A 13555-nucleotide genomic window follows, 5' to 3' on the forward strand; every position below is an offset into this window, starting at 1 on the left:
TTTAAGAAAAATTTTATATTTTATTATCAACGCTTAACCATTCATGTTCAATATCAGTCATTAATAATGCATTGTCAAAATTGATAGATCCTTTTGGGAAAATTTCTTCATTTTCAAAGAAAGAAGATTTTACATTTTTAATTTCTAACGGACGAACTTTCCAAGTATAGGCATTTAAACGAAGTCCTTCAAATTTTTCATTATTTGGCGAATAGCCCAAGTCTCCACTTTCAAAAAAATCTGAAACATTCTCTAAAGTTTCAAAAATAGAATTATTATTAAATGACGTTACTTCTTTAGCGTCAATTAATATTTCTGTATTATCCGAGCTTGTGAAATCAACATGATAATTTCCATTATTTTCTTCAACATTAAATTTTGCATGATAATGTTTACCAGGAAATACTCTTCCTCCAATAATTGTATTTAGTTTAGATGAACTATCTCTACGTGGTATATAAACTCCAGATTTAGTTTCACCATTTTCTTCCCATTCAACAGCAATTCTGTGAGCTCCATTTTCGGAATTTGCTCCCACAAAATTAGGAAGTCCTTTTGGTTTTATATCTTTAAGTCTAATTAAGCAAATTCCAACAATCGCTTTATCTTTATAAAGTTTTGGCCTGAATGGGAAAGGAATAATTTTTTCTACAACTTTAGGATCAGCTGTAAAATTTATTAAAATTCTTCTTTCAATATATCCGTGTATTATAGGTATTTTCATATTTGAAGTTTTTTATACAAGTTGATTAATTTTAGCATATTGTAATAACATAATTGTTTTACCATCTTTAATTTTTCCATCCTCAATCATTTGATAAGCATCGTCAAAATTTAATTCTAAAACTTCTATGTTCTCTTGTTCTTCAACTAATCCACCACCTTCATTAACTTTCATGCTTTGGTCGTATTCAGCAATAAAAAAGTATAATATTTCGGTTACAGAACCTGGAGACATATAGGCTTCAAAAATTTTCTTCACCTTGTTTATTTTATATCCAGTTTCTTCCTCGGTTTCTCTTCTTATACAATCTTCGGGATTATTCTTATCCAATAAACCAGCACAAGCTTCTATCATCATTCCAGATTCGTTACCATTTATATAAGTTGGTAATCTGAATTGTTTCGTAAGAATAACTTTTCTGCTTTCTTTGTTATAAAGTAGAATAGTAGAACCATTTCCTCTGTCGTAAGCTTCACGAGATTGAGTTTCCCATTCTCCGTTTTGTTTTTGATAATCGAATGTTACTTTATTCAAAGTATACCAATTATCAGATAATATTTCCGTTTCTTTTATTTTTACTCTTTCGTTATTCATGGCGTTTTACGTTAATTGTTGAATAAATTATCTTGAGTTAAAATTAATAGAAAATATTCGTAAGAGTGGAGATAAAAAAGGTAAAGTTTTAATAAAATTTATCTAAATTTTCTGTTATGAAATTTACTTATCTCTTCTCTCTAACATTGGCACGAATTTAAAATTCCCAAATTCGTAATGCTCATATTGATTCTCTGACAACTTTATGATAACCAACATTTGTTGAGATTCTTCGCCAACAGGAATAACCATTATTCCTCCAACTTTTAATTGGTTTAATAATTCGTTCGGAATTTCTGGAGCACCCGCAGTAACAATAATTTTATCAAAAGGAGCAAAAGAAGGTAATCCTTTATAACCATCGCCATATGTTTGATAACGAGGCTCGAAGTTTATTTTTTTGAGCATGATTTTAGAAAAATCAAATAAATCTTTCTGACGTTCAATTGTAAAAACCTCAGCACCTAAACCAACTAAAACAGCAGTTTGATAACCAGAACCAGTTCCAATTTCTAAAACTTTCTCGTTTGGATGTATGTCTAACAATTGTGTCTGAAAAGCAACTGTAAATGGATGAGAAATAGTTTGTCCTGCAGCAATAGGAAATGCTTCGTCTTTGTAAGCATATTCAATAAAAGCGCTATCTAAAAATAAATGTCTTGGTACTAAATTAATAGCTTCCAAAACCTTTTCATCTTCAATTCCTTTCGTTCGTAACAAATCGACCAACATTTTACGTCGACCTCTGTGTTTAAAATCGTCTACAGACATATTCCAAAATTTTTACAAAAATGCATTAAATACAACTAATTCTCATTAATTTTAACGACAAAATCTACCAAATGTTAAAAGTAGGAGTTATCGGTGCTGGACACCTTGGGAAAATCCATTTAAAGTTATTAAATCAATCCGAAAAATACGAATTAATTGGCTTTTTTGATTCATTTGAAGAAAATGGAAAAAAAGTTGAAGCGGAATTCGGGTATAAATATTTCTCTTCTATGGAAGAGTTAATAGCTCAAGTAGATGTAGTAGATATTGTTACGCCAACTTTATCTCATTACGAAGTCGCTTTAAAAGTAATTGCTCAAAATAAACATTTTTTTATAGAGAAGCCAATTACACATACATTAGAAGAAGCAGATCATTTGTTAGCATTAACAAATGAAAAAGGTCTTATGGCACAAGTTGGTCATGTGGAACGTTTTAATCCTGCTTTTACAGCTGCTGCACCATTTATAGATGAGCCATTATTTATTGAAACACATCGTTTGGCAGAATTTAATCCTAGAGGAACAGATGTTCCTGTGGTATTAGACCTAATGATTCATGATTTAGATGTTATTTTATCTATCGTAAAATCAGAAATAAAATCAATTCATTCTTCTGGAGTTTCTGTTATTAGTGAAACGCCTGATATTGCGAATGCAAGAATTGAGTTTGAGAATGGTTGTGTTGTAAATGTTTCAACGTCTAGAATGTCAATGAAAAATATGCGTAAAATGCGTGTTTTTCAGCGAAATGCTTATATTTCTATAGATTTCTTAACAAAGAAAACGGAAATTATAAAGATGCATAAAGCACCAGAAAATCCAAGCGAATTTGCAATGATTTTGGAAAATGATAAAGGTGATCGTAGAGAAATTTGTTTTGAACATCCAGAAGTTTTACCAAATAATGCTATTTTGGATGAGTTAGAAAGCTTTGCAGATTCTATTGAGAATAATACACCTATTAAAGTTTCTTTACAAGATGGTCGAAATGCTTTAAAAGTAGCATTAGAAATTATTGCTTATTTCGAAAGAGAACAACAAGCAATAAAAAATCAGAATATAGAGAAAGAGTAATCTTGTTAGAGGTTAGAGGTTAGAGGTTGCTGTCACATTAAGCTTGTCGAAATGTAGTTTCAGAATTTTATCAATTTTTAATTAATAATTTCTAATTTGTCAGTTCGAGTGATTTTTAGAAATGAAATGAATAAAAATTGTATCGAGAACTTAGACAAATAATTTGAAGTAAGTAACTAAATAGCTAAAAATCTTTACTTATTTCTCGATACAAAATTCTAATCGAATTTTACTCGAAATGACAGATTTTTAAGTAGAAAAATTGAGCTAATGAAAGCTAAGTTATTTATTGATGAAACAATTATAGGAACTGTTAATTTAAAGATTACAGATGAATATATGGGCGTTTTAACAGGATATTTGACTCCAAATGAAAACTACCATAATTACAAAGAAATAATTTTAAATCAATTTGATAAAGTAGGCATCTCTAATAAAGAACATTTAAATTATAATTTAATTTTAGAAAACGGTTTTATACTTAATCCTGAAGGAGGAATTGGTGTATCACATTCTAGAGATTTTATTGATGAGATTTTCGTAGAAACAGCAGGAAATGATATTGAAAAAATAAAAAACACACAAAAATGAAAAATATTACAGTTATTGGAGCAGGAACAATGGGGAATGGAATTGCTCATGTTTTTGCTCAATCAGGATTTCCAGTTAATTTAGTTGATATTTCGCAAGAAAGTTTAGACAGAGGTCTAAAAACAATTGCTGGGAATTTAGATAGAATGCTTGCTAAAGAAAAAATTACAGAAGCAGAAAAAACATCAACATTAAATAATATTACAACTTTTACTTCGATTTCAGAAGCTGTAAAAAATGCTGATTTAGTTGTAGAAGCTGCAACAGAAAATTTAGATTTAAAATTAAAAATTTTCAAAGAAATAGATGAGCATGCTCCTGCAAATACAATTTTAGCATCTAATACATCTTCAATCTCAATTACTAAAATAGCGTCTGTTACTAATCGCCCAAAGCAAGTAATAGGAATGCACTTTATGAATCCAGTTCCGATGATGAAGTTGGTAGAGATTATTAGAGGTTATGATACAACAAATGAGATAACTAAAAGTATTATGGAAATGTCTGAGAAATTAGGTAAAATTCCAGTTGAAGTGAATGATTATCCAGGATTTATTGCCAATCGTATTTTAATGCCAATGATAAACGAAGCAATCTATTCATTATATGAAGGTGTTGCTGGTGTAAAGCAAATAGATGAGGTAATGAAATTGGGAATGGCTCATCCGATGGGACCATTACAATTAGCAGATTTTATTGGTTTAGATGTTTGTTTATCTATCCTTGAAGTACTGTACGATGGATTTAAAAATCCAAAATATGCACCTTGTCCATTATTAGTAAATATGGTAACTGCAGGTAAAAAAGGAGTAAAATCTGGAGAAGGATTTTATGATTATTCAGAATCGAAGAAAGCAGAGAAATTAGCAGCTCAGTTTCAGAAATAAGAGATAACTTCAATAAAACAAAAAGCGTTACCCATTTTTGAGTAACGCTTTTTTTGTTATTATTTAATAGCAGATAAAGCATCTTTATAATCTGGTTCTTGACCAATTTCTGGAACTTGTTCTGTGTAGACAACTTCTCCGTTAGGATTAATTACAACTACTGCACGAGATAATAAACCATTTAATGGTCCGTCAATCATTTTTACTCCATAAGCATTTGCAAACTCTTCTGTTTTAAAATCAGATAAAGTTACTACGTTATCCAATCCTTCTGCTGCACAAAAACGAGATAAAGCAAATGGTAAATCTTTAGAAATACATAAAACAACAGTATTTTCTGCAGAAGAGACTTCTTTATTAAACGTACGTACAGATTGTGCACAAACACCTGTATCTACGCTAGGAAAAATATTTAATACAACATTTTTACCAGCATAATCGGCTAATGTTTTTTGACTCAAGTCGCTTGCAGTTAATGCAAAACTTGGCGCTTTTTCTCCAATAGTTGGTAAAACACCACTTGTATGTGTAGGATTTCCTTTAAATGTAATTTCAGACATAATATTTTGATTTATTTTTTTGATTTTTAATACTTAAAAGTACTAAAATTATACCAAGAAAAAAGTATCTTCGCAAGAATTAATTATTAGATTACACATAACACACATATAACATGCAACTTTCAAGACGTTTACAAAACTTAAAGCCATCTGCAACTATTGCGATGTCTGCTAAAGCGCGAGAATTAAAATCACAAGGAATTGATGTAATCAGTTTGAGTATTGGTGAGCCAGATTTTAATACTCCAGATTTTATTAAAGAAGCTGCTAAAAAAGCAATTGATGAAAATTATTCAGGTTATCCTCCTATTGCTGGTTACCTAGAATTAAAGGAAGCAATCATCAAGAAGTTTAAACGCGATAATAATATAGAATATACAGCAAACCAAATAGTTGTGTCTACTGGTGCAAAACAATCTATTTACAATGTTTTACAATCTATAATAGATGAAGGAATGGAAGTAATTGTTCCTACACCTTATTGGGTTTCTTATTCAGATATTGTAGAATTATCTGGAGGAACACCAGTTTTTGTAGAAGGAACGATTGAAGCAGATTTTAAAATTACACCTGCACAATTAGAAGCTGCAATTACAGATAAAACACGAGCAATTATTTATTCATCTCCTTGTAACCCTTCTGGATCTGTTTATACAAAAGAAGAATTAAAAGGATTAGCTGAAGTTTTAGCAAAGCATCCAAATATCATTATTATTTCTGATGAAATTTATGAGCATATTGTTTACGGAGATAAGAACGTATCAATTGCATCTTTTCCTGAAGTATATAATCAAACAGTTACAATTAACGGTTTAGCAAAAGCATTTGCTATGACAGGTTGGAGAATTGGATATATTGGAGCGCCAGCTTGGTTAGCAAAAGCTTGTGAAACATTACAAGGTCAAGTTACTTCTGGAGCAACTTCTATCGCACAGCGTGCTGCAATTACAGCATTAGAAGCAGATCCAAGTTCTATTCAGTACATGATTGATGCTTTTGCTGAAAGAAGAGAATTAATGTTAGGTTGGGCAAAAGAAATTCCAACATTTAAAGTAAACGAACCAAAAGGAGCTTTCTATTTATTTCCAGATGTTACAGCAACTTTTGGTAATACATATAAAGGTGTAACAATTAATAATGCAGATGATTTAGCATTGTATTTATTAGAATATGCACAAGTTGCAGTAGTTTCTGGTTCTGCATTTGGTTCTAAAAACTGTATTCGTATGTCTTATGCTGCTTCTGTAGAAGAATTAAAAGAAGCAATGACAAGAATTAGAGAAGCATTAGCTTAAGCTGAAATTCTAAAAATCAATATAAAAACAAAAGCCAGATGAATAGCTATTCATCTGGCTTTTTTATGTAATAGGATTATTATTTAATTTTTACAATTGTATCTAAATTCTCTGTAAAATTTCCAGATGTTATGTAACTACCAGGATCAGTTAAATATCCTCCATCATTATAGATTTGATTTTTTCTAATTTCATAAATCCCACCTCTAGCACGAGGACTGTTAGTTTTTACTTTAATGTGTGTCTCTTTTTCGGTTGTAAACTTTCTGTAAGACCAACTACATGGTGCAATATCAATATGTTTAATACCATCAATTTCAAATTCTACTATTTTTTCTTCTTCAGTTTCTGCATCTAAAACACTACTTACACTAAAATAATAGTTGATAGGAATTTCTTTTTGGACATTATTATTATCATCATTAGTACAAGATGAAAAAATGAATAATGAGATAAGGGTAATAAAGATTGGTTTCATTTTTATTTAATTTTTATAATTGTATCTAATTGGTCTCGAAAGCTTGTATTTGTAATTAATTTTCCATTAGTTATTATATTTCCATTATTATCAAGCATTATATTTTTTCTCACTTTAAAGTAAACATGAGTACCTTTTTTCTTAATAATATTTACTTTTATATTACTTTCTATTGATGATGTAAATTTTCTATGATGCCAAAAACATGGAGCTGTATCTCTATGTCTAATGCCATCAATTTCAAATTCTACTATCCTTTCTTCATCATTTTTAGATCCATAGATTGTATCTACGGCAAAAAAATAATCAACAGGAATTTCATTTTGAATGTTATTGTTATCATCATTATGACAAGATGAAAATATAAATAATGATGAAAGAATAATAAGGATTGGTTTCATAGGCTTTTGATTTTTTGTAAAACTATCAGATTTTTTCAGAGAAAAAAATGATAAATCCATATCTAATTAAATTTTAATCTACTTCTAATTGTCTTATAATGTGTTTGTTAAATGTTTGTTTTATAACTGAATAGTTGTTTATCTATTTGAGACAAAAATTGAAATTATATAAAAAATAAAGCCGAATGAATTATTATTCATTCGGCTTTTATATGCAGTTAATTAATTTAAATTAATCCATGTACGCTTCAATAGGAGCACATGTACAAATTAAGTTACGATCTCCATAAGCATCATCAATACGAGATACAGAAGCAAAGAACTTACGTTCGCGTACCCATTCTAATGGGAATGCAGCTTTAGAACGAGTATAAGGATATTCCCATTCATCTGCTGTTAATAAATGCTGAGGGTGTGGAGCATTATGTAAAACATTGTTTTCTGCTGGATAATCTCCGTTTGCTACTTCATCAATCTCTTGACGAATAGAAATTAATGCATCACAAAAACGATCTAATTCAGGCTTGTTTTCAGACTCTGTTGGTTCTACCATTAAAGTTCCCGCAACTGGGAAAGAAACAGTAGGAGCGTGGAATCCATAATCAATTAAACGTTTTGCAATATCAGTTACTTCGATTCCCAATTTCTTAAATGGACGACAATCTAAAATAAACTCATGTGCAACAACATTATTTGCATTTGTATATAAAATATCGAAATGTTCTTCTAAACGAGCTTTCATATAATTTGCATTTAAAATAGCACCTTGTGTTGCTTTTAATAAACCTTCTGCACCTAACATTAAAATGTAAGAATAAGAAATAGGTAAAATGAAAGCTGAACCGTAAGGAGCTGCAGCAAATGTATTTTTAGCTTCTTTTCCTCCCATATCAATTAATGGAGAAGTACCTAAGAATGGAGCTAAATGTGCTTTAACACAAATTGGTCCAACACCAGGTCCACCACCTCCATGAGGAATAGCGAATGTTTTATGTAAATTTAAGTGACAAACGTCTGCACCAATATTTCCTGGAGAAGTTAATCCAACTTGCGCATTCATATTTGCACCGTCCATATAAACTTGTCCTCCATATTCGTGAATCATTGTTGTTACTTCTTCGATATTGCTATCAAAAGCTCCATAAGTAGATGGATAAGTAATCATTAATGCAGCTAAGTTGTCTTTGTATTTTTCACATTTATCTTTTAAATCTACTAAATCTGTTTCACCAGATTCTAAGTTTTTCACAACAACAACTTGCATTCCTGCCATTGCAGCAGATGCAGGATTTGTTCCGTGAGCAGATTGTGGAATTAAAACAACATTACGGTGTCCTTCTCCTTTCGATTGGAAATAAGAACGAATAACCATTAATCCAGCATATTCTCCTTGTGCACCAGAATTTGGTTGTAAAGAAGTTGCGTCAAATCCAGTGATAACAGCTAAGTAATCTTCTAAATTTTTAATTAATGTTTGGTATCCTTCTACTTGTTCTTTTGGAGTAAATGGATGAACATTCCCCATTCTTTCCCAAGATAAGTGTAATAATTCTGTTGCAGCATTCAATTTCATTGTACAAGAACCTAATGCAATCATCGATTGATTTAAAGCTAAATCTTTACGCTCTAAACGTTTGATGTAACGCATCAATTCAGTTTCTGTATGATATAAATTGAAGTTTTCGTGTGTTAAGAAATCAGAAGTTCTAACTAAATCTTGTGGTAAATAGTTATCCTCAACTTCAAATTCGAAACCTTCTTCTGTATTTTTAATTGTTGCAAAAACACTTAAAATTTCGAAGATATCTTCTTCAGATACCATTTCATCTATTGTGATAGAAATTTTTCCGTTTTCGAAACCATTTACATTAATTTCTTCTTCAGCAAAAATCTTAACAACTTCTTCTGTGTTTTCAACCTCTATTTGTACTGTATCAAAAAATACAGTATTTGTAGTTTTAAAACCTAAATGTTGAACACCAGCTTGTAAAATTCCAGCTTTTGTATGAATTTCGTTTGCGATATATTGTAAACCATCTTTACCATGGTAAACAGCATAAAAAGAAGCCATAACAGCTAATAATACCTGTGCAGTACAAATGTTAGATGTAGCTTTTTCTCTTTTAATATGTTGCTCACGTGTTTGTAAAGCCATACGTAAAGCACGATTACCTAAACGATCTTGAGAAACCCCAATAATACGTCCAGGAATTACACGTTTATATTCTTCTGTACAAGAAAGGAAAGCAGCATGAGGTCCTCCGTATCCCATTGGAACACCAAAACGTTGAGAAGTACCAATTGCAATATCAGCTCCCCACTCACCAGGAGGTGTTAATAATGTTAAAGCTAATAAATCTGTTGCAACAGCAACTTTAGCTCCTACAGTATTTGCTTTTTCAACAAAAGATCTGTAGTTGTTAATTTGTCCACCTTTCCCTATGTATTGAACAATTGCTCCAAAGAAATCTTCTGTTAATTCAACAGTTTCAAAATCTCCAATAACTAATTCAATTCCTAATCCTTCTGCTTTTGTTTCTAAAACAGCAATAGATTGTGGAAATAAATTATCAGCAACAAAGAATTTAATTACATTATTTTTCTTTTGTTCTCTAGAACGAGATTCTAATAACATGTGCATAGCTTCTCCACATGCAGTACCTTCGTCTAATAAAGAAGCGTTTGCGATTGGTAAACCAGTTAAGTCAGAAATAACTGTCTGGAAATTTAATAAAGCTTCTAAACGACCTTGTGCAATTTCTGCTTGGTAAGGTGTATAAGCTGTATACCAACCTGCATTTTCTAAAACATTACGTTGAATAGGAGCAGGTAAAATAGTTCCGTAATACCCGTAACCTAAATAATTTTTTACTTTTTTATTTAAAGATGCGATTTCAGCTAAATGATTTGTTGTTTCAAATTCTGATAAAGCTTCCGGTAAATCTAAAGCATCTTTTAATCTAATGTTCTGAGGAACTGTAGCTTCAATTAATGTATCAATAGAATCTTTCCCAATTACAGAAAGCATTTCTTCTACTTGCTGTGTGTTGTTTCCTATATGTCTTATGGAAAAATCGTTTGTGTTCATTGTGTTTGCGCTGTGTTTATTTTCGCGTAAAAATACGGAAATTTATCATAATATAAAATAGTTACGCTCAGTATAATTAAACAAGTTTATTAGTTAATATTTTTTAAAGATTAACTAATTTGGTCAAAAATTTGAGTTATATTAATTCAACAGAATTTTATATATTTATTCTGAATTTCAAAAGGAACTAGCTAAGAAAATATTTTATGGAATTTAATAACAACGCTTCAGACGTAAAAAAAGAGAGAAAATTTCCTTTCTTAAAGAAATTGGAGATTATGATTGAGGACGCTAAGCAAGAAGACGCCAAAAAGACAAAAATGAAGCGTGTTCATAAAAAAGGAAGTTCTCAAATAGCGAAGAAAATGGGAGAAGAAGCAGTTGAAATGGTAATTGCCTCTGAACAAGATAATGATATTAATTTTTTAGAAGAGTCAGCAGATGTATTCTTTTATTATTTAATGGCTTTACATGACCGCGGTTATGAATTGAAAGATGTTTTAGAAATCTTGAAAAAAAGACATAAATAGGATTGAGAGGTTAGAGGTTGTGTTTTCTGTCACATTTAGCTTGTCGAAATGTAAGACAAAATTCTTTCTGAACTTACTTTAATAAATCTGAAATTTTCTCAATTAAAATCAAAAACATATAAACAATATTTAAATTTTTACAATCATATAACTTTATTATGAATGGTTTATTTTAATGAATTATAATGTCCACTAAAAAAGAATTACAAAATAGGATAGATCAATTTGATGAAGATCAATTAAAAGAAAATGGAGTTTTTGGAATTTTTACATATGGTGGAGATTCAAGCGAAAATTATATAAAAGCTAATAAAGATGGGCTGGAATTATATGCTTTACGCCTTTTAAAAATAGCGAGAGATTTAGAGGATACTTTACCAGATAATAACGAAAATGATATTTGGTTTGATAAAGAAAATTGGATTGATGAAAACAGTGAAGTATTTATTAATTATGTAGAACAAATAGTAGATAAACAAAAAGATATTGAAGGTCAGCAAAACACGAAATTTAGTGATAATTTGGCGCTGTATGGCTGTATATTTATTCTAATGTTTCTATTGTTTTCTATTCTTGTTGGTGTTAGTACAATGTTTGGATGGTTCTTCAATTAGAATAAAAAAAAAGAATTAAGCTATGTCTTACATCTTGTAATCGAACTTTACTCTAAAAACCTAGCTTTTAATTCTGGAGTTGGTAACCAACAACTTTCTTGTTTTCCAAACCATTTGTAACGATTTTTAGAAATAAATTTATAAATAACATCTCGTATTGGTTTCGGAACAATTAAAAAAATACCTAACCAAGAAAATTTAGCACTCAAATGTTTTGCAATATTTAATGGAGCAGAAGATTTTGTGAAAATTTTTTCATTTTCAACATACACCATCGAATCAAAATTTGTAGTATCAAAATTATTTTCTTTTAAAAAATTTTGACCATAATTAGATTGTAGTGAAGCAAATAAAAACTGTTTTTGCTTGTCATGTTCAATCACAAATTGAACAGATTGATTGCATAAATTGCAAATTCCATCAAACAAAATAATTTTCTTAGTTTTCATTCAATAAATATACGTCAAAAAGTAGCAAAACTCTGATGGTTATTTTTAAATTAGCTAAAATTAACAAACTAGAATGTTTAGCGAATATTTATTTAGAAAAGTAGATAATTCTCCACTCGTTATTTTCCGAATTATTTTTGGATTATTAATTATTGCAGAATGCTGGGGAGCAATTTTTACAGGTTGGGTGCAGACAAATTTTGTCGATCCGCAATTAAGTTTTTCTTTTATTGGACTAGAATGGACAAATGTGTTTTTAGGACAAAATATGATTTACTTTTATGTAGCAATGGGAATTTTAGGATGGTTTATTACCTTCGGTTTTGCTTACAGATTTTCAACAATTGCTTTTGCTATTCTTTGGACATTAACTTATTTAATGCAAAAAACAAGTTACAATAATCATTATTACTTGTTTATGTTAGTTTCCTGGATGATGACAATTATTCCTGCTCATCAATTTTTATCCGTAGATGTTCTGTTATTCCCAAAAATAAAACGATTAACCTGTAGAAATTGGATTCCAACATTGTTAATTATTCAATTACTTATTGTTTACACTTTTGCAGCAATTGCTAAAATATACCCAGATTGGTTTAATGGTGTTTTTTTACAAATGAAATTTCAGCAATATGGCGATATTCTATTATTAGATTATAATTTAGGAGGATTAGCAAAAATAATTAGTAGTTTAGAATTTGCACAAGTCTTTGCATGGTGTGGTTTTTTCTTTGATTTATTGATTATTCCAGCTATGTTATTAGATAGAACACGAGGAATTGCATTTAAATGCGCCGTGTTTTTTCATATATTTAATTCTGCAGTTTTTGGAATTGGAATCTTTCCTTTTTTTGCATTAGCAATGATGATATTCTTCTATGATCCTAAAAAAGTACAAGAAATGATTTTTCCTAAAAAATCATTTATGATGGATCGCTCTAGCGATGATAACTTATTAACTACAAGAAGAGTATTATTTACTTATGTAATGTGGTTATATGTTTTATGGCAAGTTTACTTACCAATACGTCATTATTTTATTCCAGGCGATGTTTTTTGGACAGAAGAAGGACACAGACTTTCTTGGAGAATGATGTTACGTAATAAAGCAGGTTACGCTCACTTTTATATTTCGAAACCAGATCCTAATAATAAAGGTAAATTTTTACCAAGAGAGAGTATAGATGTTTATCAATATTTAACGTATAAACAGGCATCTAAAATGTTTTTTAGCCCAGATATGATGTGGCAATTTGCTCGTTTTGTTAAGAAAGATTATGAGAGTAAAGGGATAAGTGATGTAAAAATATTTGTTGATGCAAAGGTTTCGGTCAATGGAAGTGAATATTATCAATTTACAAATCCCAATTACAATTTAGCTTATACAACTTGGAGCTATTTTGGACATCAAAAATGGATATTACCAAAGCCAAAAGAATTGCATTTATCGTATGTGGAATAATTTTTGTCGCTTAATTTATTAGGAAACACATAAAA

At 29.9% G+C, this 13555-nt stretch carries 15 protein-coding genes; 7 read left to right on the forward strand and 8 right to left on the reverse strand.

Translation table 11 applies throughout. The annotated features are described in order from the left end of the window. Positions 1-13: 13 nt before the first annotated feature. The 3 genes from BUA86_RS12780 to BUA86_RS12790 all read right to left on the reverse strand — a co-directional run bounded on the left by BUA86_RS12780 (position 14) and on the right by BUA86_RS12790 (position 2089). Positions 14-724, reverse strand: coding sequence for a DUF2071 domain-containing protein (locus BUA86_RS12780; RefSeq protein WP_072933255.1), 711 nt, complete (start codon positions 722-724; stop codon positions 14-16). Between the two features lie 12 nt (positions 725-736). After that, positions 737-1318, reverse strand: coding sequence for a GDP-mannose pyrophosphatase NudK (gene nudK, locus BUA86_RS12785; protein WP_072933257.1), 582 nt, complete (start codon positions 1316-1318; stop codon positions 737-739). A 123-nt stretch (positions 1319-1441) separates the two neighbouring features. Continuing rightward, complete coding sequence (locus BUA86_RS12790) at positions 1442-2089, reverse strand: protein-L-isoaspartate(D-aspartate) O-methyltransferase (RefSeq protein ID WP_072933259.1); 648 nt, start codon at positions 2087-2089, stop codon at positions 1442-1444. A gap of 71 nt (positions 2090-2160) precedes the next feature. On the opposite strand from BUA86_RS12790, the gene BUA86_RS12795 reads away from it, so the two are divergent. The 3 genes from BUA86_RS12795 to BUA86_RS12805 all read left to right on the forward strand — a co-directional run bounded on the left by BUA86_RS12795 (position 2161) and on the right by BUA86_RS12805 (position 4643). Further along, complete coding sequence (locus BUA86_RS12795; protein ID WP_072933261.1) at positions 2161-3165, forward strand: Gfo/Idh/MocA family protein; 1005 nt, start codon at positions 2161-2163, stop codon at positions 3163-3165. A 270-nt stretch (positions 3166-3435) separates the two neighbouring features. Next, positions 3436-3756: a hypothetical protein gene (locus BUA86_RS12800; protein WP_072933263.1), complete on the forward strand. Its 321-nt coding sequence runs from the start codon at positions 3436-3438 to the stop codon at positions 3754-3756. Then, on the forward strand, positions 3753-4643 hold the full coding sequence (locus BUA86_RS12805; RefSeq protein ID WP_072933264.1) for a 3-hydroxyacyl-CoA dehydrogenase family protein: 891 nt from the start codon (positions 3753-3755) through the stop codon (positions 4641-4643). Before BUA86_RS12800 ends, BUA86_RS12805 begins: the two co-directional genes overlap by 4 nt. A 59-nt stretch (positions 4644-4702) precedes the next feature. On the opposite strand, the gene tpx is transcribed toward BUA86_RS12805, so the two are convergent. After that, a complete protein-coding gene (tpx, locus tag BUA86_RS12810) occupies positions 4703-5203 on the reverse strand; it encodes a thiol peroxidase (protein WP_072933266.1) in 501 nt (166 codons plus the stop codon). Between the two features lie 113 nt (positions 5204-5316). Between tpx and BUA86_RS12815 the strand changes: the two genes are divergently transcribed. Then, a complete protein-coding gene (locus tag BUA86_RS12815) occupies positions 5317-6498 on the forward strand; it encodes a pyridoxal phosphate-dependent aminotransferase (RefSeq protein WP_072933268.1) in 1182 nt (393 codons plus the stop codon). 79 nt (positions 6499-6577) lie between these two features. On the opposite strand, the gene BUA86_RS12820 is transcribed toward BUA86_RS12815, so the two are convergent. The 3 genes from BUA86_RS12820 to gcvP form a co-directional block, all read right to left on the reverse strand. Continuing rightward, positions 6578-6976, reverse strand: a complete 399-nt coding sequence (locus tag BUA86_RS12820; protein WP_072933270.1) for a hypothetical protein — start codon at positions 6974-6976, stop codon at positions 6578-6580. A gap of 2 nt (positions 6977-6978) precedes the next feature. Continuing rightward, positions 6979-7377, reverse strand: a complete 399-nt coding sequence (locus BUA86_RS12825) for a hypothetical protein (RefSeq protein WP_143147328.1) — start codon at positions 7375-7377, stop codon at positions 6979-6981. Between the two features lie 232 nt (positions 7378-7609). After that, positions 7610-10465 (reverse strand): aminomethyl-transferring glycine dehydrogenase, encoded by a 2856-nt coding sequence (gene gcvP / locus BUA86_RS12830; protein WP_072933274.1) that lies wholly within the window; start codon positions 10463-10465, stop codon positions 7610-7612. A gap of 206 nt (positions 10466-10671) precedes the next feature. On the opposite strand from gcvP, the gene hisE reads away from it, so the two are divergent. Next, a complete protein-coding gene (gene hisE / locus BUA86_RS12835) occupies positions 10672-10995 on the forward strand; it encodes a phosphoribosyl-ATP diphosphatase (RefSeq protein WP_072933276.1) in 324 nt (107 codons plus the stop codon). A 185-nt stretch (positions 10996-11180) separates the two neighbouring features. Continuing rightward, positions 11181-11609 (forward strand): hypothetical protein, encoded by a 429-nt coding sequence (locus tag BUA86_RS12840; protein WP_072933277.1) that lies wholly within the window; start codon positions 11181-11183, stop codon positions 11607-11609. Positions 11610-11656: 47 nt separating this feature from the next. Here the strand turns inward: BUA86_RS12840 and BUA86_RS12845 are convergent, their stop codons facing one another. Further along, entirely contained in the window at positions 11657-12058 is a 402-nt protein-coding gene (locus tag BUA86_RS12845; RefSeq protein ID WP_072933279.1) for a thiol-disulfide oxidoreductase DCC family protein, read from the reverse strand. 73 nt (positions 12059-12131) lie between these two features. Here BUA86_RS12845 and BUA86_RS12850 point away from each other — a divergent pair, with 73 nt between their 5' ends. Continuing rightward, the gene (locus tag BUA86_RS12850) at positions 12132-13520 is read left to right on the forward strand and encodes an HTTM domain-containing protein (RefSeq protein ID WP_072933281.1); all 1389 of its coding nucleotides are present in this window, start codon (positions 12132-12134) and stop codon (positions 13518-13520) included. The last annotated feature ends 35 nt before the right edge of the window (positions 13521-13555 follow it).

Origin of the sequence: Chishuiella changwenlii (assembly GCF_900142565.1) — a bacterium.
GTDB lineage: Bacteria > Bacteroidota > Bacteroidia > Flavobacteriales > Weeksellaceae > Empedobacter > Empedobacter changwenlii.